Raw genomic sequence first — 24,876 nt, forward strand, 5'->3', positions numbered from 1 at the left:
GGGAGAGGGGGCGCACCGGAGTGCGTCCCCTCCCCGTGTAGAGCTTGCTACTTTTCGTAGCGCCTAGTAGTGGTAGTGGTAGTGATGGCGGGGGGCCGAGGCGGCCACCGCCGTAGCCGTAGTCGCCACCAAAATGCCGGATAGCAGAACGTTGGCCCTGCGCTGCTCGTACAGCTGCTTGTCCATCATGTCCTCCACGATAGCGTTGTGAATTCGCGTCTCGCGGGCCTGCTCCTCCATGCTCAGGCGCACCCACAGCTGGTGCCTCTCCTGCTCGTACAGGTTCAGCGCCTCCTGCAGGGTGTAGGTGCGGCCCTGGCGAACGTACTTGTACAGGGTGTCCGCCGCGTTCGGGTACAGGTAGTCTTCCGGGAACCAGTGGGAGAAACGCTCCATGTACTCGTTGTGCACCTTAGAAAGCTCGGCGATGGCCGGCTCCTCATAGTCGCTCCACACAGAGTCGTTATGCGCCCGACGCTTGTTGTTCTCCCTCTCAACCTTCGCCGCCGCCAGCGGGTATGCGACAAAGTACATCAGCGACCACCAGAGAGCCGCAATCACAATCGCTGAGACAATCGCCGGCACGTGAATGGTGTGCCACGGAATATCGCTCGAGTGAATCTGCGGGTTGGCGTACAGGTAGCGTAGGTAGGCGATCAGCATGATGATGGAGCTGGCAAGGTATGTCCACGGAATCAGCTTAAAACAGGCCACGAAGAGCCGCTTGAGCTTAATCCGAGGGGGCTCAGGTACGGCGGCAACGTATGCCTTCTGCGCGCTCTTCATCGAATCGGCCCAGGGCGCGGCGCGATCCACCAGCTGCATGACCTGGCGGAGGTGCTCCAGCAGGTCCTGACGCTGATGCATCTGCTCCTGCGGAATCGGCGAGTTGGTGGAGGGGGCTGGGATGGGAGCCGGACTACTGGCCGACATGGGGGTCTGCGACATCGGGGTGCCCTTTTCGTAGTGTAAAAGTGTGTATCTGCGTGCTACTCGTGCGGTGCGGCGAACGTGAGGAACCTACGCGGCCGTCCAGGTGACGTACTTGTCCTTGGCGAATTCGTCGGTCACCTGCGGCTGCTCGGCGGGTACCCACAGGGCCCAGTCGCCGTTGTGCCACTCCATGGTCGTCTCAAAGTAACGGTAGGTGCCTGACGGGGTTTGGAAAAGAATACGGATGACGGCGCGTTCCGGGGTGTACGACATGTAGCGGTACCCCATGATGCGTACGACGGTGCGGGTCGTCGTGTCCTGCAGGCGGTCCTTGGTGATTTGCTCCGCGCCGGGGCCGATGACGGTCGGCAGGTACGCCTCCGGGCTGTCATTGACGTGGATGAGTGCCCACGCGGATGCGTACAGGGCACCCTGCGCCGAGTGCTCAAAACAGCTACGAATCGGGGATTCCACGACGGGGCCCGCGGTCTGCGAGACGGGGCCTATCCATCCCGATTCGGTGGTCACCCACTGGGTGTCCGTCGGTGCGGTCTTCAGGACAGTCTTGTCTGCGGATGCGCCGGCCCCGCAGGTTCCGGGTTCGGCCGCAGCCTGATTGGGGGAGCCTAGATGCTCGACCGGGGAGGCTCCACCTCGCGGCACCATGAACAGCAAGATGGCGAGGACGATGAGGCCGAGGATGTAGAGGAAGACGTAAACTCCGCGTGGGATGCTCGAATGGGGTGTTTGCTGCAACGTGTCTCCAATCTTTGCGCTCCCAGCGGTGGGAACGTGGCGTGGCCCGGCCCCTTGGTGCGGGGGCTGCTTTCGTAGAGTGTGGAGTGAGTGAAGACGGCGCGAGGCTCCGCGTGCCAATCCACGGTAGGAATTGATGATTCCGAATGGACTGTCAGCGCCTCGGTACAGGTGTCAGATTTACCCTATCACGCCTGCCGCTAGGGCGCTGAGTGAACGGTCGTTCTCTCATGAAGAGAGCGTAGAACACGGCAAAAGGCGCACCCCGTGGGGCGCGCCTTTCTGAGGCAAAATCCCTGTCTGACAGCGTGGTGGCTTCTATATATTTCACCACCTGCAACCCAGGAGGGCCCATCCATCCAACCTAGCAACTCGGGGTCACTAGTGCCGCCTTCAGGTTTTTGATGCACCATCAGACTACCATCCGTCGGAAACCAGTATCCAGAGGTTTGTCACGCCGGGCGGCACCCTCCCCAGAATGACCGTGGGCGGTGCCTGTTTTCGGCACCTGGGTTAGGCTGGAATATACGAGGTGCCCCACAAGAAAATTGGTGAGTGGGGCCGCCGCCCGCGCCATCGGGAAGCAGAGGGCACAAGAAGTGAACTCTTCCACCGAACCCGGCGCAACCGCCAACGTAACCGAGCGATACCAGCCCGTCAACTACCTTCCGGAAAGGGGATAACCATGGAAGACAGCACCCCCGACTTTGAGGCGCTCCACAGGTACCTCGTAGACAACAGCTCAGAGGTCTTCACCCCGCTCATCGAAGCCGAAGAAGACGAAGAAAAACGCCGCTTCTACCTCGCCCTGCAGACCTACTCTCTGCAGCAGAAGCAGCGCATTGTTCTCGCCGACGAGAACTTCGTCGTCTAAGCCGTTTAGGCAGTCTAAGGAGCCGCACATGAAGCCCCAGTACATCATCATCGGCGGGGTCAACGGAGCCGGTAAGAGCACCCTCTACCGCACCAACCCGCAGATTTTCGGCGCCACCCGCCGCCTCAATGCCGACGAGAAACTTCGCGCTGCAGGAGGCGACTGGCGCAACCCCGCCGACGCCGCCCGCGCCATGCGAGACACTGTGCAGGACCTGCACCAAGCGCTCGCGGCCGGCGAGTCCATCCACCAGGAAACCACCCTGGCGGGTAACGCCAAATCCTTCCAGAACCTCATCGACCGCGCCCACGCCCAAGGGTACGAGGTGACCCTACTGTACGTGACGCTCAACAGCGCCGACACCGCCGTGGACCGGGTCGCCGCCCGAGTCGCCAAGGGCGGCCACGGTATTGACGAGGCAGATATCCGCCGCCGCTACGACAGCTCCCACGCGAACCTGCAGGCGCTCGCCTCCTCCGTGGACATCCTGCGGGTCTTCGACAACACCCGCTGGTACGAACCGGTGTACTGGCGTGCCGGTTCAAAGGTGTTGCTCGACGAGCCGAGATGCGGTCTGCACCTCAGCTAACCGTCACCTCCCACCCTCACGACCCGACCGTGAGGTCGACCTGTGAAGGTAAGAAAGGAACATACAGTGTCAGATCGTTTTGACCTGCACCTGCGCTACCCCGAACTATTTGAGTCGCTCACCGAAGAGCAGCGCCGCAACGTGGTTCAGCCCCTCGCCTCATCCTGGCTTGAGGGCGACAACCCCACCCGCGAAGACGTCGCGCTACTCATCGACTACGAGCTGGGGCGCATCACTGCGGAAGAATACGACCGGCAAGCGCTAGCGAAGGCGCTCGCCTACCAGGCGCTGACAAGCCAAAACGCGGGTCAGCAGAGTGCAGGGGAGGGTGAATAGCCATGAGCCAGCAGCAGAACTGGGCGGCGTACTTCTACCCCGAACCCTACCAGCACGTCATGCGGAACAAGCCGGGCATCAAGGACCCCGCGGCGCTTTCGCTCTACGAGCACCGCATCATCACCCGACGAGGCTACGAGCTCACCAAGAACCCCGAGCTCATCGCCCACACCTTCGATGCCGAGCACTTCAAGGCTATTCACCGCTACCTCTTCCAGGACGTGTACGACTGGGCGGGGGAGTACCGCACCGTGGACATGTCCAAGGGTGTGAGTGCTTTCGCGAGCGTTCAGGATGGGCCGCTGAGCATTGACCGGTACCTCGACTACGTTTTCACCACTAGCTGTGCGACCGACTGGGCGAGCCTGAACCAGCAGGAATTTGTGGAGGTTGCCGCCGCGATTTTCGCGCACCTGAACCATGCGCACCCTTTCCGCGAGGGGAACGGCCGCGCGACCCGTATTTTTATGGATCACCTGGCGGCGCGTAGTAATTTCCGGTTCGATTATGCGCGTGCTGGCCTTCGCGGCTGGCACCAGAGTTCGATGTTTAGCGGCCCGGATCGCGGGTATTTTGAGGTGCATCCGGAGGAGCTGCATCAGCTGTTCGGCATCATTACTGTGCCGCGTGATGCCTAGTCAGGGCGCTAAAACACCTCGGGCAGATGCCCGATGAGGGCATTAAAGCGCGGATGTCCGCCCCCGTGAGGTGGCGGTCCACCCCGAGGTGCTCTAGCGGGCGTGGTGAAGGTGCTGGGGGAGAGGCTGGCACCACCCCCGAAACACCTATATGTGACCTGGATTATGAAAAAAATCGCCGATTTTTTCACTATTTCCTGAAAATCAGAGGGGATAGTGAAAAAATTGGCGATTTTTTACACTATTTTTCTTGCTGCCCACCTCGGTGTAGTCCTCGTTTCTAGACGCTGCGTCCCAACAAAAATCTCACGGATCGGTTCTACGGCTGTGGGGGAACTTATTTTCAAAATATTCTTGGGTACCCCAAAATACCCCCTTATCTTGTCAGGGGTATCCCCTATGGTCCTTATAAGAGACTTCCAAACAGATAATCTCTATAGCTCGTAGAAGAGGAGGAAAGGCAATGGCAAAGAAAACCAGCACCGACGATGGTGCCCTGTACCGTGCCTATAAATTCCGCCTCGACCCCAATCAGGCACAAAAAATCGCCCTGGCACAGTGCGCAGGCGCAGCGCGCTATACGTACAACCTGTTCACCGACCATAACCGTAAGGTTTCTCGCGCCTGCGCAGAATACGTGGATACCCGCATTTCTGAAGGTGCTACTGAGGCTATTGCTAAGGCTGAGCTTGATGACATCAAAGAAGAGAACCCTGCTTATAAGTACATCGGTCATTTTGAATACGGAAAGCGATACCTAACCCCTGAGAGACAGCGTCATGAAGCTATCGCCCAGACTATTGCTGACGGCGCTGACCCCGCCGTGGTTTGGCCTGAAACTGAACGGTCTTCTGAGCCATGGATGCACACCATCGACCGACGTGTTCTAGTCTCCGGGATAAAGAATGCCCATGCAGCGTGGGGCAACTATTTTGAATCCCTCAAAGGCCTGCGTGCTGGCCCCCGAATGGGTGTTCCACGTTTCAAACGTAAGGGCATCAGCCGTGACTCTTTTACTGTCGACCGCGACCCACGTAATGACGAAGTTGGAGGCTACGGCACCCCCTACAAGAGGGGCACACCTGAATATGTACGTCGCACGGCACAGCTGAAGCGCCGTGGAGTTAAGACCACCCCGACTATTGAGGACTACCGCCACGTGCGCCTGGCATCCTTGGGCGTTATTCGTACTCATAACACCACGAAGCCCCTAGTGAAGGCTGTGCGTGCTGGTGCTGATGTCAAATCATTTACTGTCTCCCGTGCTGCTGACCGGTGGTATGTTTCTATCCTTGTTAAGCTGTCCCGCACCCCGGTGACCCCTACCCGTGCCCAGCGTTCCGCTGGTGCTGTCGGTGTAGATTTGGGCGTGCGATACCTCGCCGCGCTCTCTGACGAGCAGGCCCCGCAGCGTTTCGCGCAGTACCCCTCCTTGGAGTTCACCGATAACGGTGCTCCTACCTTGGCTAACCCCCGCTGGGCACGTGCCGCTGAGAAGCGCCTGGTGCGTCTGCAGCGTGCCCTCTCGCGTGCCCAGAAGGGCTCTAATCGTCGTGCCCGCATTGTGCGGCAGATTGCACGGCACCACCACCTGGTAGCCTTGCGCCGTGAATCCGGTCTACATCAGGTCTCTAAGCGCCTGGCCACCGGGTACACCCTCATCGGGCTTGAAGACTTGGCTGTGGCGGGTATGACCGCCTCAGCTGCCGGTACCGTTGAGGCACCGGGTAAGCGTGTGCGCCAGAAGGCCGGGTTGAACCGGTCCATTCTGGACGCCGCTTTTGGTACGTTGCGCCGCCAGCTGGAATACAAAGCCAGCTGGTACGGCTCGCAGGTACAGATTATTGACCGCTTCTTTGCATCCTCTCAGACGTGTAGCGCCTGCGGAGCACGAGCGAAAACCAAGCTCGGACTCCACGTGCGTGTCTTTGAGTGCGCGGCCTGTGGTGTGCGGATTGATCGTGACGTGAATGCGGCACGTAATATCCGTGCGGAGGCTGTGCGGATGTATGAGGCGCAACTCGCCCCCGGCACGGGGGAGAGTCTAAACGGACGCGGAGCCGCAGGCTCTGATGCTGCCGGTTCGGTGGTGTTGGGGGATGTGGCGTTGGATGCGTCAAGGCCTGCCGCCACTGGCGGCGGGTCACCGTAGGCGAGTAATCGTCTACTCATCCCCTTTATTTATGTATACGTGTGGAAACTGAATAATTTTGGTCTTTGGCTGGGTATTGCGACTTGTGGCTGAGTGTGTTCCCCGTATGCGCGGGGATGAGCCCAAGAAGGGTTAATTCAAGGAGTAAAAGATGGAGTGTTCCCCGTATGCGCGGGGATGAGCCTCCCACGGCTGAACAATCCAGCGGGGGCTCTCAGTGTTCCCCGTATGCGCGGGGATGAGCCCTGAATCAGTCCCGTACGCAGTGCGTAGGCGTTGTTTTCCCCGTATGTGCGGGGGTGAGCCCACGACACGTACCGAAAGGAAGTACCCCATGAAGGGTTCCCTGCATGAGCGGGGATAAATAGAGAGGTGCCGGGTTCGTGCTCCTCATTCTGCGTGCTTGCAGAAATGAACTGGCATGTGCCTGGTTGCTAATCCTCCGGTAGCTTCTGACACCCCACCAATCCCGCGCCTCCTGCCCCAAAGCTGCCCCTAGTAAAAACCCCCGTTAAAAATACGGTCGGGGCCGTCTCGCACGCAGGCTCGAAAAGTGCGAGAATGGAACGAAAAGAAAACTACGAAAGAGACACTTTCATGCTTATTCTTGTTGTGAACGCTGGTTCTTCCTCCCTGAAGTACCAGGTGCGTGACACCTCCCTCCCCGAAGCAGAGCAGATGCTGGCCTCCGGCCTGGTTGAAAACATCGGTACCGACGTGCCCAACCACGAGGTCGCATTCGACATCATGTCCGAGAAGCTTGAGCCCGTCCTGGCAGGCCGCGAGCTGCAGGCAGTCGGTCACCGCGTGGTGCAGGGTGCGGAGAAGTTTACCCACCCCACCCTGCTCACCGAGGAAGTTGTCCAGCAGATCGACGACCTCTCCCCGCTGGCACCGCTGCACAACCCCGCACACGCTCAGGGTATGCGCGCCGCAATGCACAAGTGGCCCTCCCTGCCGCAGGTCGCCATCTTCGACACCGCGTTCCACTCCACCATGCCCGAAGAAGCATGGCGCTACGCAATCCCCTACGACCTGGCTGACAAGTACAGCATCCGCCGCTACGGCTTCCACGGCACCAGCCACGAGTACGTCTCCCACGTTGCAGCCGACATGCTCGGCATCGCCCGCGACAAGTTCAACGGCATCGTGGCACACCTCGGTAACGGCGCATCCGTGACCGCGGTGAAGGACGGCAAGTCCGTCGACACCTCCATGGGCTACACCCCGCTGGCCGGCCTGATCATGGGTACCCGCTCCGGCGACATCGACCCCTCCGCACTGACCACCATCCTGGTTCGTGAGGGCATTGACGGCGCACGCCTGGACACCATCCTGAACAAGGAGTCCGGCCTGCTCGCACTGGCTGGCTCCAACGACATGCGTAAGGTCGTTGAGGCTGCACAGTCCGGCGATGAGCGCGCACAGCTCGCACTGGACATGACCTCCTACCGCCTGATGAAGTACATCGGCGGCTACAACCTGGTTGTTGGTGGCGCGCAGGCTCTGATCTTCACCGCAGGTATCGGCGAGAACTCCGGCGACTTCCGTAAGCTGGTCCTGGACCGCCTCGGCCCCCTGGGCATCAAGTACAACGAGGAGGAGAACGCTAAGCGCTCCCCCGAGCCCCGCGTGATTTCCACCGAGGATTCCGCCATCAAGGTTCTGGTCATCCCCACCAACGAGGAGAAGGCCATCGCCGAGGCTACCGAGGAGCTCGTCAAGAGCCTCTAAACCTCACGCACCCCGCCGTGTAGGCGGCTGAGCGTAAAGTTATCCGCCGTGGCGCCCATTCCGTATGGGTGCCACGGCGGACTTGTTTTGTGGGCATCCATTAGCATGAATGTATGTGATTCAACTTACTTTACAATGCAATATTGTGGCAATGTGGTATGTATTGCATGTATGTCATCTGTCACTTAGAAAACAAGAATGAAAGTTAGTTAAAAGTGTGGGTTTAGATGCTACATAAAGTGTAAATTTATTGCTTGCTTGGGAAAGTTGTGCAAGGGGGGGGGTCGAGTGTGTCGATTCGCAATATCCCAACATTGATGGCAGTTGAGGTTGAAGGTGAAAAAAGGTTGATGATTCTAGATTAATGCTGCTAGAAAAATTTTTGTCAATCCAAGTTATTGCATGCTGTGAAGCAACGAATGTAAATTTTTATGCTTTCATATAACGAGTGTTCATCGAAAAGAACTGAAGCGGATTTATAGCCGCACAAGAATTCTGGGAGCACACTCTGAAGTATACGTTTAAACACATACTGCGATAACTTTTCTTTTTTGTATTTTATATACAGAAATAAAGTGGATCAATGTGCAAAACTCATTCCAATAAGAGAGATTTGGTAATGGATATTCACTCGACTAAGAGCCACTCCGAGCAGAGTGGAAAGCCGATGGGTCGTCGTTCCCTGGTTAAGGGTGTAGCGTGGGCAGCTCCTGTTGTGGCAGCAACCGCAGTGGTGCCCGCCTACGCAGCATCCAAGAACCCTTGCGAATACGGCACCATCGTATCCGTGCCCTGGGGCGAACGTGCGGAACGTCGTCGCTACAAGGGCACCGTCAACGAGGAGTACGAGTGGGCAGTTATGCCTACTTCCAACTGCAGCCCCCAGCCGCAGACCTACTTCATTGACAACACCACCTCCGAGCATAAGCTTGCCTATCCCTGGGGCCGCTTTGAAGGCGTAACCGACTTCCCGCCGGTTTACCCCCCGAACGGCAGGGACACCCCCGACTACGATTCCAAGGACGGCGTTGGCGGTGTTGGTGGCGGCGTTATCATCAACGTTCGTGTTGAGAACGTTGCAGGTGACGTCTCCTACGCACCGACCCCCACCGGCGCTGACCGTTTCGCATTCGGTGAGGCTGAAGCCAACCGTAAGAACAACATGTACTACGCTGAGGGCTACAAGGGCAAGGGTGCAAACCCCCCGGTTGTTCGCCTCAACGACAACTACAAGGGCAGCCGCTCTACTTACATCGCTCACGGTAAGTACAACTACCTGCACTTCCCGGATGGTCCCCGTCCTCCCAAGGAAAACAGCCCCCTGTGGACTTACGCATACGGTAAGCACTACACGACTGCTGAAGGCCGCGACGGCTGGTCCTGGGACATTCAGGTGATGGCTAACATTACCCACCCCAATGCTGGTCAAGACGTTGTGTCGTACATGACCTACCTGCGTAAGCACACCTACGGTGACCCCGCGCATCAGTCGGCAAAGGTCATTCCGGTGCAGTACCGCGTTATTGTGACTTCCCCCTGGGGTACTGTCACTTATCTTTCGGCAGCTGTTTAATATCAGCTTGCATTAGGTCTGAATGGAGTAGTGACCCATTCGACCTACTTCAATCTTGGATTGAGATTTATATATTGTGATGTTTATTTGAGTATAAAGTTGATAGATTTTTAGTGTATTAGGGAGTGATGTCTCTAATAAGTAGACGCTATTCTTCTGTCAGCTTTTTGGAGGGGCCGGGCCGCGCCACGTGTGCGGAACCGGCCCCTCTGCATGCATCCATAGGGAGAAAAACCAAGCAGTGCATCTCTTGGTGGGCTATTGCGGGAAAGGCGAGAGGTGGTGGGCATTCTATGAGAAAAAGCGTATTCACATTCACTAGTACGTGCCCAAACCCGATAGAGTGGAGTCAGACAACACTCGATACGAAGTGGACGAGATATGACTCAACCTCCTGAAAACCACCAGCCCGGCGGGCAGTTCAACGCCCAGCCCGGCCCCCAGGGGCGCCCCGCCCCGCAGGGCACGCCCCTTCCGCAGGACCTCTCCGCGGGTTGGCTGCCCGAAGATAAGCGTCAGAAGCCGGTGAGCCCCCTTCCGGAACCCAGGTTCTTTGCCTACCAGTCCATACTGCCGACGAAGGTGCTGCACGCGCTGCGTCACCCCGCCGAAATCCCGTGGCTGGTCGCCGCCTACGCGGTCACCGCGGCCGGCTACGTCGTGCTGTTCATGTCGATCATTACGCTGTTTGGCCGCATGGGCCAGTGGCTCTTCTCGTCCGGTTCGGGCGACTACACCGGCGGCACAAGCAGCCGCGTGGCAAGCAGCGTGCAGGACATCGTCATGCAGGCCGTGTCCATGCTGGTTCTGGGCCCTCTCGTGCTCTTCATCGTTCGTGCCCTCTTCTACGCCCAGCAGCGTGTGACCGGCGTGCGCATCACCCCGACCCAGTTCCCCGAGGCGTACCAGATGCTCGCCGAGGCAGCCGAGGCAGCCGGCCTGCGCCGCGTACCCGACGCGTACGTTATCAGCGGTAACGGCACCATCAACGCCTTCGCATCGGGTCACGGCTTCCGCCGCTTTATCTGCATCTACTCCGATCTGTTCGAAATCGGCGGTAAGTCCCGTGACCCGCAGGCCCTGCGCTTCATCATCGGTCACGAGGTGGGCCACATCGCGGCCGGTCACGTCAGCTACTTCCGTCTGATTTTCACCACGCTCTTCAGCCGCATCCCCATGCTGTCCAGCGCGCTGTCCCGCGCTCAGGAGTACACCGCCGATAACTTCGGCTACCGCTTCTGCCCCGAGGGTGCCGAGGGTGCCATCAAGGTCATGGCCGCCGGTAAGTACCTGAATAAGCAGGTCAACTTCGACGAGCTGGCCGACCGCGCCGTCACCGACCGCGGCCTGGCCGTCTGGTACGTGAACCTGCTGATGAGCCACCCCGTGATCACCTGGCGTGCCCACGCCCTGCGTGACCGCACCCAGCCGGGCCGCCTCTTCTGGCGCCCGACCGAGAACCCCACGGACAACGGCACCCCGCGCGTGCCCGTGCTGGTTCCCGCTTCGGAGCCCGTTGGCATGTGGCCCGACCCGATTCAGTCCACCGAGTTCATGCAGGAAAACCAGAAGACCTGGGAACCCCACAACCTCGAGACCGTGGACGTGGTACAGAAGCCCGAGGAGGACCTCGCATACCCCGAGAACACGGCCCTGTTCAGCGGATGGCAGACCGAGCAGGCTCGCGCGTTCCACGCTCAGCGTTGGGATGCGTACGCGGCCGCCGGCGGTGCACCCGCCGCGGGTGCGTCCGGCTTCGGCCAGCAGGCGGCCTCCGGCTTCGGTCAGCCCGGCCAGCAGCCTGGCCAGCAGTCCGGAACCCCGGATCAGTCCGGCGCCCAGCCCGGCTCCAACCGACCCGACGCCGGCCCCTCCGGCGAGGGTGGTTACGGCTTCGACCCCGGCAACAAGTAACCCGCTAAGCCGTGAACGCGCCCGCGGGCGCTAAAGGCTCAAGAACCCGCCGAGGGCATCTCATCGTGAGAGGTGCCCCCGGCGGGTTCAGCTCTTTAACCGCAGGTCATAGAATAGGGGCTATGCTCTCATCACTTCGCTCCATCAAGCTTGACCCGCTGCTGACCATGCTCATCACCGCCGTTATTCTGGCCATTATCGTGCCGGCGCGCGGCGACTTCGCCGACTGGTTCAGCACCGGAACGAAGTTCGCGGTCGCCCTGCTGTTCTACCTGTACGGCGCTCGCCTCTCCACCGCGGAGGCCATTCGCGGCCTGACCCACTGGCGTCTGCACCTGATGATTCTCAGCTGCACGTTCGTGCTGTTCCCGCTGGTCGGTTTGGCGCTTTCACCACTACGTTTTGTGCTCGGTGATGGGCTGTACATGGGTATTCTGTTCTTGACCTTTGTGCCCTCGACCGTGCAGGCGTCGATTGCGTTCACCTCGATTGCGGGCGGTAACGTGGCGGCGGCGATTGTGAGCGCCTCCCTCTCTTCGATTGTGGGTGTGGTGGCCACGCCGCTGCTCGCCATGCTGCTGATGAACACGGGGCATATTGAGTTCTCGGGCACCGTGTTTCTCGACATCGCGATTCAGCTGTTCCTGCCCTTCGTGCTCGGTCAGCTCACGCGCCGCTGGGTGGGGGAGTTCGCCAAGAAGCCGACGACCAAGTGGCTGGATAAGTTCTCGGTCATGATGATTGTGTATTCGGCGTTCTCCGCCTCGGTGGTGCAGGGCGTGTGGACGCGCGTGGCCTGGTGGCAGATCGTGGTGCTCATCGTGCTCATGGCAATCATTGTGGTGTTCATGCTGTGGCTGACCGACCAGCTGGCTAAGCGCCTGGGGTTCAACCGTGCCGACCGCATCACGATTCAGTTCTGCGGTTCGAAGAAGTCGCTGGCGGCCGGCCTGCCCATGGCCATCATTATTTTCGGTGCCGGGTCGCTGGGCCTGATGATGCTGCCGATCATGATTTTCCATCAGGTTCAGCTGATGATTTGCACCTGGCTTGCGGGGCGTTACGCGCGCCTGGATGTGGTGGGCGCGGCGGCCGCGCTGGAGGCTTCGAAGAAGTAGCCGGCGTCCCCTGCACGCGGTCGTCCGCTACCCTCTCGGATAGCGTGCGGGGCGTTCACGAGGAGGGAACATGACGAAATTTTTTAAAAATAACCGAATAGTGCATTTATGTGCAATATGTGGTGTTTGTGCTGGTCAGTTGATTTTCTGTGGGGTTTGCAGGGTATTTGGCCCAAAATTCCCCTCGGAGACCCTGAACACTATCCGGTGTTGGGGGTTCGCATTAGCCAAATGGTGCTTTAGAATATTTCACTGTAGCTTCAGCGAAACCGGGTTCCACCTGCGAATATTTACTGACGCTACGTCACATGGGCACGGTAGAGATTCACTCCCTCAACCGGCCCGGAGCACTCGCCACGGCGGATTCACTCCCCGACCGCGCGATGACCGGAAGAGATTCACTCCCTCGCACCGGCAGACGCTCCCAAACATTCACTCAGACACAACTGGATAACTCAGCTTCACCACGCGCAGCTATAGCTCCGGCTATCCTGCGTGCTCGTCGCTGTAGTGCATCCACCCCAGAAACGAGGACACATTATCATGGCTACCATCATGAGCGTGAACGTATGCGATTCCAAGTACAACGCTGACCCCACCGGTGTACGAGACTCCACCAGCGCTATCCAGAAGGCCGTTGATGACGTCGCCGCACAGGGCGGCGGTTCCGTCGAGATTCCCGGCGGTATCTACCGAGTCTCCTACCCCTTCATCGAGATGAAGCACCGCGTCGAAATCTTCGGCCACGGTCAGGCAACCCGCATCGTCGCTTTCACCGACAAGAGCATCCCCTCCACCAAGAACGGTAGCTACGAATGTACCGGCGTGTTCCACACCGGTAGTTACACCACCCCCATGAGCGGTGGCACCAACCAGAACAAGCCCATGCGTATGGGCGTGCGCGACCTGTTTATCCGCACCAACAAGTACAACCTGCCGCTGAATTCTAAGAGCAACCAGATCTTCCTGGAGAAGCACACCCAGCCCGTCGACAACGTTGCGGGCGTCATCTTCCACACCCGCATTGCGGATGCCAACCCCGGCGAGCCGGACGCAGTGCCCACCCTGTCCAACATCGAGATTTGGGACACCGCCATTGGCGTGGCCATCCTGGGCCTGGACGACCAGGGCATGAAGATTGACAAGATCCGCATCCGCCAGACCCTGCGCCAGGGCCTGCTGGTCGGCAAGCCCGTGGGTCACCCGCTGCGCGCTCGCGAGGGCGACACCCCCGGCGCGGCAGATAACAAGTTCTCCATGATTGATGTCTCCGATGCCAACATGAGCTACGGTACCTTCGCCGGCATCGAGATTTACACCTCCCAGTCGAAGTTCGAGCTGTCGACCAGCTGGTTCAACAAGCGCAACCAGGGTAAGAACGCCCTGTACGAGGTGAAGACCCGCCACGTGGGCGCCGGCTGGTTCATCCAGGGCACCCGCAACATGTTCATTGGCTGCACCGCCCAGGAGAACGCCGGCCACGGCTGGCTCGTGGAGTGGGGCAACAACCAGTTCATCGGCTGCTTGGGTGAGTCTTCCAGCTTCCAGGATGCCGTGACCGGTGCTGCTCGAGGTGATGAGGCCGCCAACTGGTACATCGGCCGTAACGCCCGCGGTAGCCGCTTCGTGGCACCCCGCGCGCACAACCCCTACAGTTGGGCGAAGGCTTCGCTGTATGGCTTCTACATTGAGAACAACATTCGCGATATGCACATCACGAACGGTTCCGCTAAGGATGACCGCCTGGGCGAGAACAATATGATGGGCCGTCGCGTGCACGTGACCGGCGCGATGGGCGATAACGTGCTCATCGAGGTGGACCACATCCGTCACTCGACCTTCGCACCCAAGCAGCTGGAGAAGCGCGGCAACGGCGTGTTCATGGGCTAGTGATGGCCTCGACGTGCGAGACCGCCCCGAGGGGGCACGGGCTCGCTCTGGTGTTTCCGGACCACTAGTTCCGGGCTGATGCAGCGGCCCGGAATCGACACCAGTCGCCGCGGGGGGCGAGGAGAAATCCTCGCCCCCCGCGGCGTTTAAACGCCCCGTCTCATGCGCGGCCCGCCACACTTTGCGGGGGAGACGGCAGGGGAGCGCGCATCACAGTGTCCGGTCATCGCCTCCGCCGGTGCAATGCGGTACCCTTGAGCAGGAGCCACTCTCGCCCCGCGCGAAAGGGCCCGCACCGCTCAACTCACTCAGCACAGCGCACCGCCCGCGCACCCTATTCACTCAATTCAACCGCCCCACCGCGGCCCGTACACCGGCCGCGGCACACCCTTCCCGGAAAGAATTGAGCCTCACGTGCCTGATACTCCCATGAGCATTAACGCCGTCAACTACGGCGCAGATCCCACCGGTGCCAAGGATTCCACCGCGGCCATTCAGCGAGCCGTCGACGACGTCGCCTCGCACGGCGGCGGATCCGTCGAGCTACCCCGCGGCATCTACCGCGTTTCCTACCCCTTCATCGAAATCAAGCACCGTGTCGAGGTCATCGGGCAGGGCCCCGCGACCGTCGTCATCGCCCACTCCGACCGGGCCATTCCCACCACTAGCGACGGGTATATCGAGTACACCGGTGTGTTCCACGTGGGTAGCTACACGACCCCTGTCTACGGTGCCTACAACGCGAACAAGCCCATGCGCATGGGCGTGCGCAATCTGCACATCCGCACCAACGCGGCTAACACCCCCATCGATAGCTACCCGCTGGATGCGCACACCACCCCGCTCGACCACGTTGTCGGGGTCATTATGCACACGCACTTTACGGGCGATCAGCTCAACGAGCCAGACGTCGTGCCCGTCATCGCCGGCGTGGAAGTCTGGGACACCGCCATTGGCGTGGCCGTGCTCGGCCTGGACGACCAGGGCATGAAAATCGACGACGTGACCGTGCGCCGCACCCTCAACCAGGGCCTGTTGCTCGGCAAGCCCGTAGGCCACCGCCGCCGCGGTACCGAAGGCCAGAACTCCGGCGCGGCCGACAACAAGCTGCGCGGCGTAGACGTTGCCGAAGCCAACCTCAGCGGCGGCTCCTACGCCGGGATCGAGGTGTACGCGGCCCAGTCCAAGTTCGAGAACTGCTCCAGCAATAGCAACCACCGCACCCTCGGCAAGAGCGCCCTCTACGAACCCGGCACCCGCAACACCGGTGCGGGCTGGATTGTGCAGGGTGAGCGCAACATGTTCATCGGCTGCACCGCCCGCTCCAACGCGGGCCACGGCTGGCTCGTCGAGTGGGCCAATAACGTTTTCATCGGCTGCGCGGGTGAGGCGTCCAGCTGGGCCGGAACCGTCAGCGGTGCCGCCCGCGCCGACGAGGCGGCCAACTGGTACATCAGCCGCAACGCGCGCGGTACCCGAATGGTCGCGCCCGTCTCCTACAACCCGCCGGAGAAGCCCGCCTCCCTGTACGGCTTCTACATTGAAAACAAGATTTACGACCTTCGCATTGCCGACGGCGTTGCGCAGGACGAGCGCATCGGCGACGGCAATATGCTGGGTCGCCGTGTGTACGTGACCGGTGAAATGGGCGCGAACGTGGTGATTGAGGTGGAGGACCTGCGCCACACCACCTCCACGCCCGCTCAGCTTCGCGTGGAGGCGTATAACGTCATGCGCGGCTAGGGCCCGGGCGGGGGAGCCGCGCGCTAAGAGGTTGCGCGTCGGGGCGACCACTCACTAAGAATTCAATTTCATCTTGAATAAATTTTCGAGATGTACTTTAACTTTATTAAAAGGGAAGGTTTAATGCTGTCGCCTGCCCGGAACCGCTCGCGCGCCGCGGGCGGCCCGGTGCCTTCCTTCGGTGTCGCACCGACCCAACCGGTTCCTTCCGGCCGGTTTCCAACCACAATGTACGAGGACCGCACCATGCTTTCGGCTTTCTCACGCTCCCTTGCACCCGCACGACCCCTGCGTCGCGTGCTCACCCTGACCGTCGCCCTCGCCCTGGGTGCCTTGCCGGTGGGCGCATCCGCAGTGGTGCCCCACCCCCAGACCGCGGTGGCCGCCGTCCAGCCGCCCCGAAACAACGCTGACACCGAGTACAACACCTGCGTTGAACGCCTCGTGGGCGATGCGTCCCCCACGCCCGGCGTGTGGGCCGTCTGCCGCGGCTACCTCGACGAGGATGAGTACGTTGTGCGTCGTCGCCACGATGCGACCGTCACCCGCGCCGAGCTGGTGCGCCTGCTCTACCGCATGGCCGGCTCGCCCGCTGTGAAGGACCTTCCGGCCGTCTCTCCCTACGCTGACGTGCCCGCCAGCGACCCGGACTACGCCGCCATCATCTGGGCCGCGGATGCGGGCATCACCGCTGGCTGGGACGACGGCCTCTTCCACCCCGACGACCGCGCCAGCCGCTACACCCTCTCCGCGTTCCTGTACCGTGCGGCGGGTAGCCCCGAGGGGGCTGCGACCATTCGCCGCCCGAAGCTGGTTGAGCGCGATGCGCAGCGCAAGGAAGACGCGGCCGCACGGAAGAGCCGTTTCGCCACCGAGAGCCGCTGGCTCACCCGCACCCTGGGCGAGTACCCGGCGGCCGATCGTGACGGCGACGGCGTGACGGATAAGGTAAAGCCCGGCGATCCGCTGTACTTCTCGGATGCGCTCTACATGCTTCGGGCTTACGAGAAGGCCGGCCTGAAGGTCGTCGGAACGCCCGCCGGTAACTAGGGCTGACGTTGGCTAAAATCAGTGCTGACTAGTGTATATATTCACCGCCCGCCGGTGCGACCCACCGGGTTGCGCGGGCGGGCGGTGGTGTACCGGCATGCCTTCGATACACCCGCCCGTGAGGTGAGCTCCCCGCACCCGCTAAGCTAGAAGGCATGAAGATTGCCACCTGGAACATCAACTCAATCCGCGCCCGCGAAAACCGCGTCGAAGACTGGCTCGACGAGCACGAGGTCGACGTGCTCGCCCTGCAGGAGACCAAGACCAAGGACGAGACCTTCCCTTTCGACCTCTTCGAGTTCATGGGTTACGAGGTGGCGCACTTCGGGTTGAACCAGTGGAACGGCGTGGCGATCGCCTCCCGCGTGGGCCTTGAGGACGTGCAACGCGGCTTCGACAACCAGCCGCACTTCGGCAAGCCCGGCGAGCCCGAGGTGCTGGAGGCGCGCGCGATTGGCGCTACCTGCGGCGGCGTGCGCGTCTGGAGCCTGTACGTGCCCAACGGCCGCGGCCTGACCGACCCGCACATGGATTACAAGCTTCGCTGGATGGAGGCGCTGCGCCAGAACGTGCACAACGAGCTGGCCGCCAACCCGCAGTCGCAGCTCGCCCTGGTTGGCGACTGGAACGTCGCCCCCGAGGACGCCGACGTGTGGGACATCGACTACTTCCGTGATAACGAGCTGACCCACGTCTCCGAGCCCGAGCGCCGAGCCTTCGCCGCCCTACTCGAAGAGGGCATGGTGGATGTGGTGCGTCCGCACACCCCGGGCGAGTACACCTACTGGGACTACCAGGCGGGCCGCTTCACCAAGGATGAGGGCATGCGTATCGACTTTCAGCTGTTCTCGCCCGCGCTTGCGGCCCGGGTGCAGAACGCCTGGATCGATAGGGTGGAACGCGCCGGTGAGGGCGCGAGCGACCACACGCCGGTGGTCGTGGAGATTGCCGACTAGGCCGAGCCATAGCTTTGACGGGTGCTCAACCCGGGATATTTACCGCGGGAGGCGGGGGATGCGTTCCCCCGCCTCCCGCGGTTTTGCGTCTCGGGGGCGCAGTCCTCCCCAAAGTTTCCGTGTGGCTTAGTTGAAAAGTTCGTCTAGCCGAACTATTGTTAAATTCCGCCCGGGATGACAGGCAAAAGCGCATCATGATGCCTGCGCAGACACACCGTGTCCCTATCGTCCCGGCGCGGCAAATCCTAACGCATCAACCACATACTCAAACCCGTGACTTCCAATGAAGGATGCCTCATGAACGCTCTCACCCCCGCAGGCGGCAACGCACGCCGCCTCATCCAGGCGCTCTGCGCCGCCCTCGCACTCACCCTGCTACTCGTACTCACCGGTTGCGGTAGCACCGCCAGCACCACCGACGGCGCTAAGAGCAGCAGCGGCAAGAAGACCGTGCTCACCACCTTCACCGTGCTCGCAGACATCGCCCGCAACGTGGCAGGCGACGACCTGAACGTCGAATCCCTCACCAAGCCCGGCGCAGAGATTCACGAGTACGAGCCCACCCCCTCCGACGTGAAGAAGGCGCACGCTGCCGACCTGGTGCTCGACAACGGCCTGAACCTCGAATCCTGGTTCGCCAAGTTCGTTGAAGAATCCCACGCTAAGCACGTGACCGTCTCCGAGGGGGTCACGCCCATCTCCATTACCGAGGACGCCTACGCGGGCAAGCCCAACCCCCACGCCTGGATGAGCCCCAGCAACGTGCAGAAGTACGTGGACGTCATGGTCCGCGAGTTTAGCGCCCTCGACCCGGAGCACGCCGCCGACTACAAGTCCCGCGGTGAGGCCTACAAGAAGCAGCTGCAGCAGGTGCGTGACGAGCTCGTCAGCGAGATTTCCACCCTGCCCGAAAACCAGCGCGCGCTCGTCACCTGCGAGGGTGCCTTCTCCTACCTGACCTCCGACGCTGGGCTGAACGAGAAGTACATTTGGGCGGTCAACTCCGAGCAGCAGGCCACTCCCTCGCAGATTTCCTCCACCATCGACTACGTGCGCAACAACCGCGTGCCCGCCGTGTTCTGCGAGTCCACCGTCTCCGACAACCCGATGCGCCAGGTGGCCGACGCGACCGGCGCCCGATTCGGCGGCGTGCTCTACGTGGACTCCCTATCGGACTCGAACGGCCCCGTACCCACCTACCTGGACATGATCCGCTACGACGCACGCACCATCGTTGCGGGCCTCAAGGGCAACTCCTAAACCCGGCATAAACCCCGAATAAACCCGGGCCAAACCCGGTATCGAAAACCCCGGGTAAACCCCAAACCCCCGATAGGATAGGAGGGGCGGTCGCCTTCTTGGTTCCGCTCCTCCCACGCCGTTAACACCCGCCCCACGCATACGGTGACCACCAGAAAGAACACAAGGAATGAGCACTCTTCTCAGCTGCGAAAATGTGCACGTGAACTACGGGCCAGTCCGCGCCCTCACCGGCGCATCCTTCACCCTGGACACCGGGCGTATCTGCGGCCTGATCGGCATGAACGGCTCCGGCAAATCCACCCTCTTCAAAGCCATCATGGGGGTTGTGCCCGCGCACGCCGGCACCATCACCCTGGACGGGCAGGCCGTCGGCGGCAAGCGCGCCCACCGCCACCGTGCCGGAATCGTCAGCTACGTGCCGCAGAGCGAAGAAATCGACTGGACCTTCCCCATCTCCGTGCGCGAGGTCGTCAGCATGGGCTGTTACCGCAACCTCGGCATCACCCGTCGCCTGCGCGCCGCGGACCGTGCCGCCGTGGATGAAGCGCTCGCCCGCGTGGAACTGACCGACCTGGCCGACCGTCAGATTGGGGCGCTCTCGGGCGGGCAGCGCAAGCGCGCCTTCGTGGCCCGCGCCATCGCCCAGGGCGCCCGCCTGCTGCTGCTGGATGAGCCTTTCGCCGGCGTGGACAAGCGCAGCGAGGCGATGCTCATTCAGGTCATCGAACAGCTGCGTGACGAGGGCGCAACCGTGCTGGTTTCCACGCACGACCTGGCGAGCCTGCGCCAGTTTGCCGACGAGGCGCTACTGCTGCGCGGCGATATTCTGATGCACGACGTCCCCGAGAAGGTGCTCGCCCCCGAGAACCTGGTGCGCGCCTTCGGCATGGAGGTGGATGCCGGCGCGTCGGTCGCTACCGGTGCCGCTGCCTCCGGTGCTGCTACCTCCGGCACTACTATGAACAGCTCTGCGGAAGGGAAGAACTAAGAATGAACATTCTGGATTTTCTGGTGGAACCGCTCACCCTGCCCTTCATGCTCCGAGCCGTGGTCGTCACCATTATCGCCGCCGCCGTCTGCGCCCTGCTCTCCTGCTGGCTCGTGCTACTCGGCTGGTCGCTCATGGGGGACGCCATCTCCCACGCGGTGCTGCCCGGCGTGGTGCTCGCCTACATTTTCGGCGCGCCCTTCGCCGTCGGCGCGGTGGTTGCCGCCCTCGTGGCGGTGGCCCTCATCGGCGGGGTGCAACACAGCGGCCGCGTGCGCGAGGACGCCGCCATCGGCATCGTGTTCACAACCCTCTTCGCGCTGGGCCTGGTGCTGATTTCGGTCACGCCGTCCAATACCGACCTGAACCACATCCTCTTCGGCAACGTGCTGGGCGTGTCCTGGGCAGACGTCACGCAGGTCGCCATCCTGGCGGTCCTCGTGGCGGCCGTGCTGCTCATTAAGCGCCGCGACTTCGTGCTGTACGCCTTCGACCCGGGGTTTGCGCGCGCCGTTGGCCTGCGTCCGCGCCTGCTCGGCGCGCTACTGCTCGTGATGCTGGCGCTCACCTCCGTGGTGGCCCTGCAGATCGTGGGTGTGGTGCTGGTCGTGGCGATGCTGGTTATCCCCGGCTCCACGGCGCGCCTGCTCACCGACCGCTTCGTGCCCATGCTCGGCGTGAGCGTGGGGGTTTCGCTCGCGGGAACGCTGACCGGCCTGTACGCCAGCTACTACCTGGACGTCTCGCCGGGCGGTGCCGTGGTGGTCACGCAGGGGCTGCTCTTCGCGATTGCCTACGCGTTGGCCCCGCGCTACGGCCTGGTGGCGCGCCTGCGGGCTCGTCGACAGGTCGCCGAAGCCTAGCGGCCGGCACAACAGCGGGCCAGTACAACAGCGGGCGGGGACGCTTCTCGAGTGTCCCCGCCCGCTGTTTACTATCTGCGAAGGCATGCTGGTGAGCGGTGCCCGCACCGCCCGGGAGGGGCCGCGAAGCCCGGGGGTTAGCGCGCGGGGCGCGATACGAAGAGGGAGGCGGTCGCCTCCGCACCGAGCGGAATAATCGTGCTCCCGGAGACCACCGCGCCGCTCTCGTCCGTCTCGTGCAGGTTGCCGGAACCGGCACCCACCACGCTCACGTTCACCGCCTCGGAGAAGGGGGCGCCCTCCTCCACCTTGAGGCGCGCGCCGGGCACGAAGCCGTGGCCGTGCAGGTAGCGCAGCAAGCGCGGGTCGTCATCGTTAATGCGTTCGAGCATGACCGTCTCGCCCGGTTCGCACTGGCTCAGCGGCACGGTCTGCGGAAAACTAATATGCCCCGAAGAGTCCGGAATCGGGTCGCCGTGCGGATCGCGGGTCGGGTGCCCCAGCAGGGTGTCGATGCGGTCCACCATGAAGTCGGATACCGCGTGTTCGAGAACCTCCGCCTCGTCGTGCACGCGGTCCCAGGTGTAGCCGAGCGTCTCAACGAGGAAGGTTTCGATGAGGCGGTGGCGGCGAATCATGGCCAGGGCGTAGGCGCGCCCAATCTCGGTGAGCTCGATGGCACCGTAGGGCTGATGCTCAATCAGGTCGGCGGCGGCCAGGCGCTTGAGGCCGTCAGAAATCGAAGAGATGCGCAGGCCCATACGTTCGGCCAGCGCCGAGGCGGTGGCGGGGGTTTTGGTCCATTCTTCGAGGCGCCAGATCTCCTTGAGGTAGTTCTGGGTGCTGACGGAAAGTTCTGAGAGAGGCATAAAGATTAGTTTACCTTTTCTGCGGTTTTGCCTGCCGGGGCGGTCCGCCGGGTCTGAAGAGTAGCCCGAAGAATAGCCCGAAAATACAAAATCCCGCCCGGCCGTGAACCATCATGGCGAGACGGGATGCGCGGGATGCGCCGGCACCGTGTGTTCGGGCGGGCCGGCACCCCGAGGATTACCGAGGCTTAGGCGGCGCGGCGGTGCGTGCGCTCGATGCGGGTCATCAGCTCGATGAGCGCGCCGCGGGCGGCCTGCTCTTCGTGCCAGAGGGAACGGACGAGGGTGCGGCTGACCGCCTGGGTGGTGATTCCCAGGGCGGTTGCGGCGGCCTTCTGCTGGCCGCGCACACCGGGGACGAGCAGGTTCACGACGCGCCACTCGGCGTCGGTGCGGTCGGCGCAGACGCGGTAGAGCAGGCGTGCGGAACCGGTGGCCAGCTCGGCGAGGTGGTGGTTGTCCGCGCTGATGCTGATGCAGCGGACGGGGGCGCCTCCCTGCGCCTCCTCGATGGCCAGGCGCGAGAATTCGAGGGCGTCACCGGTGCAGTCGGTGGTGCTGACGGCGCCGAGCGCCCCGGCGAAGCGGGGGATGTTGAGCTCGCCGATTCCGATGCCCACCCAGAAGCCGTTATCGCGGGCGGCCATCAGCGCCGCGTGCAGTGCATCGCTGGCCCGGTCGAAGGCGCCCTGAATCTCGTCAGGGTAGGTCTGGGCGAAGGCAACACGCGGGTTGAGCTTGGCGAGTTCGTCCGACAGTGCAGTGAGTGAGTGCTGTGCGGAACGTTGGATGAAAGTAAGAACGAACACCCTCTTATTATGCCGTAAAACCTTCAATGCCCAGCGTAAGGTTCGGCGTAATACCGGCAACACTCAAAACCCCTAAAATACGCATTGATAAGGGGAATTATTGAAACGTTACACCGCGTGTAAAAATCATTGAAAGGATGTAGAACACCCCCGAAAGGAAAATAATTTTCATGCAAGTGCACGTTGAATTATTCGCTTTCGGGGGCGTTGAGTGGAGTTGATAGACGGGGCTACCGCGGAACTACTGTGCGTTCGTTACCTGCGAGATATGCGGCAGCTGACGCAGCGGCTTCTGGAATACCATCACCACCAGCGACAGGAAAATGAACACCGCGTAGAACAGCGCCGTGTACGTAATACCCCAATCAACAATGAGGAACCCAGCCAGCAGAACAGCCAGCGGGGTCAGCGCCATGTTCGGGATGCCCTGCACCGAGTGCACGCGACCGATCATATGCTCCGGGGTGGAAGCGTTAATGTACGCAATGATGCTCGAATTGAAGGAGGGGAGCACAATACCCGCCAGCACGATCAGCAGGCACACCGCCCACAGCATCGAATGAACCACCGGTAGCAACAGGTAGCAGGCCGACATGATGGCCAGGGAGGTGATACCGAGCGGGCCGAGCGCAAACTTCTCGGTCAGCGGGCCGACCAGGAACGAACCGAGCAGCACGCCCACGCCGAAGGCGCTCGCAAAGATGCCAATGAAGAGCGGGTGCGCGCCCTCCAGGGTGTAGTAGTAGATGAAGGTGAGCGGAATACCGACCGTTCCAAAGTTCGCAAGCGTTGAAACGAACGCGATGGACACCAGCACCTTGTTCTTTAGGATGTACTCGAAACCGGCTTTTGAGTCCTGCCAGAAGCTGGTTTTCTCGCCTTCCTCCTCTTCTGTGGGCTGCCGACTAGCACCGTAGGTTTTGGGTGCGACGATGAACGCCAGCAGGTTAACGACCGCGTGAACGGCGGTCATAAGCACGGTCGAAAAGCCGATAATGATGCCCGCAACAGGGCCACCCAGTAGGTTGGCGGTGGACTCACGCGTCTCACCCATACCGGAGGCGTACCCCAGGTGCTCCTTGGGGACTACACGGGTAATGATGGACTGCTCGCTCGGGTAGTCGAAGGTTGAAATGATGGCGGCGAGAGAAATCGTGATCACCAAAACGTAAATGTTGGTGACGTTGAAAACGAGGTAGAGAAGAATCGCAACCCAGGACAGCGACTGGCCGATACAGGACAGCGCCAGGCACTTCGAGGGGCCGATTCTGTCAACCCATGTTCCGGATATCGCCCCGGCGCAGGTGGCGAGAACACCCGCGACGAAGAGGGTGATGCTCGCGGCCTCGGGGGAGCCGGTCAGCGCCAAAATAATGATGGGCGTGGTGATATAGCTCATCGAGTCTGAGAGCTGGTTGGCTCCAATGGCAAAGAGAGTATTTCGAAAATCTCTATTCTTGAGTAGCTCGGTGTTGACACTCATGGGGGACCTCCACGATGGGGTTTATGGTGTCGCGCGGTGTGCAATCCGTCGTGCGTAGTTCGTTGTGCGCAATTCGTAGCGCGCAATCGTATGAGTGAATACCCCGACAGTCGGCTGTGCCTGCCTGTATTCGTCTGTTTTCACCTGTGCCCGCCGGTCATGACGGGCCCGCCGGTCATCACGGGGTGGTTGAGGATGCACGGGGCGGCTCATCGGGAACCACCCCCCCGCACAAATAGTGTGTCGCGCGATACTTTAGATTCTATAAGAGACGGTAATCATATACATGAACACTGGTTGAAAAACTTTCCCCATTTTGAGTATTGACATTAGGGTTAGTTTGAC

At 61.4% G+C, this 24,876-nt stretch carries 21 protein-coding genes; 16 read left to right on the forward strand and 5 right to left on the reverse strand.

All coding sequences use genetic code 11. The annotated features are described in order from the left end of the window. Window positions 1-63: 63 nt before the first annotated feature. Both AC3E6W_RS00660 and AC3E6W_RS00665 read right to left on the reverse strand, forming a co-directional pair. The gene (locus AC3E6W_RS00660; RefSeq protein WP_141755735.1) at window positions 64-948 is read right to left on the reverse strand and encodes a hypothetical protein; all 885 of its coding nucleotides are present in this window, start codon (window positions 946-948) and stop codon (window positions 64-66) included. 72 nt (window positions 949-1,020) lie between these two features. Beyond that, the gene (locus AC3E6W_RS00665; RefSeq protein WP_049332396.1) at window positions 1,021-1,689 is read right to left on the reverse strand and encodes a DUF8175 domain-containg protein; all 669 of its coding nucleotides are present in this window, start codon (window positions 1,687-1,689) and stop codon (window positions 1,021-1,023) included. Between the two features lie 685 nt (window positions 1,690-2,374). On the opposite strand from AC3E6W_RS00665, the gene AC3E6W_RS00670 reads away from it, so the two are divergent. The 16 genes from AC3E6W_RS00670 to AC3E6W_RS00745 all read left to right on the forward strand — a co-directional run bounded on the left by AC3E6W_RS00670 (window position 2,375) and on the right by AC3E6W_RS00745 (window position 21,370). Further along, a complete protein-coding gene (locus tag AC3E6W_RS00670; protein ID WP_490652079.1) occupies window positions 2,375-2,563 on the forward strand; it encodes a transcriptional regulator in 189 nt (62 codons plus the stop codon). Between the two features lie 28 nt (window positions 2,564-2,591). Then, window positions 2,592-3,152, forward strand: coding sequence for an ATPase (locus tag AC3E6W_RS00675; RefSeq protein WP_490652080.1), 561 nt, complete (start codon window positions 2,592-2,594; stop codon window positions 3,150-3,152). A gap of 66 nt (window positions 3,153-3,218) precedes the next feature. Beyond that, a complete protein-coding gene (locus tag AC3E6W_RS00680; RefSeq protein WP_490652081.1) occupies window positions 3,219-3,488 on the forward strand; it encodes an antitoxin VbhA family protein in 270 nt (89 codons plus the stop codon). 2 nt (window positions 3,489-3,490) lie between these two features. Continuing rightward, window positions 3,491-4,126 carry a Fic/DOC family protein gene (locus AC3E6W_RS00685; RefSeq protein WP_490652082.1) on the forward strand — a complete coding sequence of 212 codons (636 nt, stop codon included), beginning with the start codon at window positions 3,491-3,493 and terminating at the stop codon, window positions 4,124-4,126. Between the two features lie 463 nt (window positions 4,127-4,589). Further along, window positions 4,590-6,278, forward strand: a complete 1,689-nt coding sequence (locus tag AC3E6W_RS00690) for an RNA-guided endonuclease InsQ/TnpB family protein (RefSeq protein WP_490652083.1) — start codon at window positions 4,590-4,592, stop codon at window positions 6,276-6,278. Window positions 6,279-6,875: 597 nt separating this feature from the next. Next, window positions 6,876-8,012, forward strand: coding sequence for an acetate/propionate family kinase (locus AC3E6W_RS00695; protein WP_313968411.1), 1,137 nt, complete (start codon window positions 6,876-6,878; stop codon window positions 8,010-8,012). 619 nt (window positions 8,013-8,631) lie between these two features. Continuing rightward, entirely contained in the window at window positions 8,632-9,585 is a 954-nt protein-coding gene (locus AC3E6W_RS00700; protein WP_306539693.1) for a hypothetical protein, read from the forward strand. 381 nt (window positions 9,586-9,966) lie between these two features. Further along, window positions 9,967-11,499 (forward strand): M48 family metallopeptidase, encoded by a 1,533-nt coding sequence (locus AC3E6W_RS00705; protein ID WP_490652084.1) that lies wholly within the window; start codon window positions 9,967-9,969, stop codon window positions 11,497-11,499. A 122-nt stretch (window positions 11,500-11,621) separates the two neighbouring features. Further along, on the forward strand, window positions 11,622-12,617 hold the full coding sequence (locus AC3E6W_RS00710; protein WP_049345995.1) for a bile acid:sodium symporter family protein: 996 nt from the start codon (window positions 11,622-11,624) through the stop codon (window positions 12,615-12,617). Window positions 12,618-13,160: 543 nt separating this feature from the next. Further along, window positions 13,161-14,507, forward strand: a complete 1,347-nt coding sequence (locus tag AC3E6W_RS00715) for a glycosyl hydrolase family 28-related protein (protein WP_070680972.1) — start codon at window positions 13,161-13,163, stop codon at window positions 14,505-14,507. 414 nt (window positions 14,508-14,921) lie between these two features. Next, on the forward strand, window positions 14,922-16,250 hold the full coding sequence (locus AC3E6W_RS00720; RefSeq protein ID WP_490652085.1) for a glycosyl hydrolase family 28-related protein: 1,329 nt from the start codon (window positions 14,922-14,924) through the stop codon (window positions 16,248-16,250). 246 nt (window positions 16,251-16,496) lie between these two features. Next, a complete protein-coding gene (locus tag AC3E6W_RS00725; RefSeq protein WP_485063885.1) occupies window positions 16,497-17,300 on the forward strand; it encodes an S-layer homology domain-containing protein in 804 nt (267 codons plus the stop codon). Between the two features lie 155 nt (window positions 17,301-17,455). After that, window positions 17,456-18,256 carry an exodeoxyribonuclease III gene (locus AC3E6W_RS00730; RefSeq protein ID WP_490652086.1) on the forward strand — a complete coding sequence of 267 codons (801 nt, stop codon included), beginning with the start codon at window positions 17,456-17,458 and terminating at the stop codon, window positions 18,254-18,256. Window positions 18,257-18,553: 297 nt separating this feature from the next. Then, entirely contained in the window at window positions 18,554-19,516 is a 963-nt protein-coding gene (locus AC3E6W_RS00735) for a metal ABC transporter substrate-binding protein (protein WP_490652087.1), read from the forward strand. A 169-nt stretch (window positions 19,517-19,685) separates the two neighbouring features. After that, a complete protein-coding gene (locus AC3E6W_RS00740; protein WP_490652088.1) occupies window positions 19,686-20,507 on the forward strand; it encodes a metal ABC transporter ATP-binding protein in 822 nt (273 codons plus the stop codon). A gap of 2 nt (window positions 20,508-20,509) precedes the next feature. Then, a complete protein-coding gene (locus AC3E6W_RS00745) occupies window positions 20,510-21,370 on the forward strand; it encodes a metal ABC transporter permease (RefSeq protein ID WP_490652090.1) in 861 nt (286 codons plus the stop codon). Window positions 21,371-21,507: 137 nt separating this feature from the next. Here the strand turns inward: AC3E6W_RS00745 and AC3E6W_RS00750 are convergent, their stop codons facing one another. The 3 genes from AC3E6W_RS00750 to AC3E6W_RS00760 all read right to left on the reverse strand — a co-directional run bounded on the left by AC3E6W_RS00750 (window position 21,508) and on the right by AC3E6W_RS00760 (window position 24,531). After that, window positions 21,508-22,239: a metal-dependent transcriptional regulator gene (locus tag AC3E6W_RS00750; protein WP_490652091.1), complete on the reverse strand. Its 732-nt coding sequence runs from the start codon at window positions 22,237-22,239 to the stop codon at window positions 21,508-21,510. A 188-nt stretch (window positions 22,240-22,427) separates the two neighbouring features. After that, entirely contained in the window at window positions 22,428-23,048 is a 621-nt protein-coding gene (locus tag AC3E6W_RS00755) for a recombinase RecJ (RefSeq protein ID WP_239662801.1), read from the reverse strand. Between the two features lie 241 nt (window positions 23,049-23,289). Further along, window positions 23,290-24,531 (reverse strand): MFS transporter, encoded by a 1,242-nt coding sequence (locus tag AC3E6W_RS00760; RefSeq protein ID WP_490652092.1) that lies wholly within the window; start codon window positions 24,529-24,531, stop codon window positions 23,290-23,292. Window positions 24,532-24,876: the final 345 nt, after the last annotated feature.

The organism is Rothia sp. SCPM-O-B-18226 (M350), assembly GCF_058213595.1.

What these genes read in the sequence shown, in the direction of transcription:
- AC3E6W_RS00740 (WP_490652088.1), top strand. Translation starts at nt 19,686, where the DNA reads ATGAGCACTCTTCTCAGCTGCGAAAATGTGCACGTGAACTACGGGCCA.
- AC3E6W_RS00660 (WP_141755735.1), bottom strand. Translation starts at nt 948, where the DNA reads ATGTCGCAGACCCCCATGTCGGCCAGTAGTCCGGCTCCCATCCCAGCC.
- AC3E6W_RS00750 (WP_490652091.1), bottom strand. Translation starts at nt 22,239, where the DNA reads ATGCCTCTCTCAGAACTTTCCGTCAGCACCCAGAACTACCTCAAGGAG.
- AC3E6W_RS00745 (WP_490652090.1), top strand. Translation starts at nt 20,510, where the DNA reads ATGAACATTCTGGATTTTCTGGTGGAACCGCTCACCCTGCCCTTCATG.
- AC3E6W_RS00700 (WP_306539693.1), top strand. Translation starts at nt 8,632, where the DNA reads ATGGATATTCACTCGACTAAGAGCCACTCCGAGCAGAGTGGAAAGCCG.
- AC3E6W_RS00685 (WP_490652082.1), top strand. Translation starts at nt 3,491, where the DNA reads ATGAGCCAGCAGCAGAACTGGGCGGCGTACTTCTACCCCGAACCCTAC.
- AC3E6W_RS00710 (WP_049345995.1), top strand. Translation starts at nt 11,622, where the DNA reads ATGCTCTCATCACTTCGCTCCATCAAGCTTGACCCGCTGCTGACCATG.
- AC3E6W_RS00735 (WP_490652087.1), top strand. Translation starts at nt 18,554, where the DNA reads ATGAACGCTCTCACCCCCGCAGGCGGCAACGCACGCCGCCTCATCCAG.
- AC3E6W_RS00730 (WP_490652086.1), top strand. Translation starts at nt 17,456, where the DNA reads ATGAAGATTGCCACCTGGAACATCAACTCAATCCGCGCCCGCGAAAAC.
- AC3E6W_RS00690 (WP_490652083.1), top strand. Translation starts at nt 4,590, where the DNA reads ATGGCAAAGAAAACCAGCACCGACGATGGTGCCCTGTACCGTGCCTAT.
- AC3E6W_RS00760 (WP_490652092.1), bottom strand. Translation starts at nt 24,531, where the DNA reads ATGAGTGTCAACACCGAGCTACTCAAGAATAGAGATTTTCGAAATACT.
- AC3E6W_RS00695 (WP_313968411.1), top strand. Translation starts at nt 6,876, where the DNA reads ATGCTTATTCTTGTTGTGAACGCTGGTTCTTCCTCCCTGAAGTACCAG.
- AC3E6W_RS00725 (WP_485063885.1), top strand. Translation starts at nt 16,497, where the DNA reads ATGCTTTCGGCTTTCTCACGCTCCCTTGCACCCGCACGACCCCTGCGT.
- AC3E6W_RS00715 (WP_070680972.1), top strand. Translation starts at nt 13,161, where the DNA reads ATGGCTACCATCATGAGCGTGAACGTATGCGATTCCAAGTACAACGCT.
- AC3E6W_RS00675 (WP_490652080.1), top strand. Translation starts at nt 2,592, where the DNA reads ATGAAGCCCCAGTACATCATCATCGGCGGGGTCAACGGAGCCGGTAAG.
- AC3E6W_RS00670 (WP_490652079.1), top strand. Translation starts at nt 2,375, where the DNA reads ATGGAAGACAGCACCCCCGACTTTGAGGCGCTCCACAGGTACCTCGTA.
- AC3E6W_RS00705 (WP_490652084.1), top strand. Translation starts at nt 9,967, where the DNA reads ATGACTCAACCTCCTGAAAACCACCAGCCCGGCGGGCAGTTCAACGCC.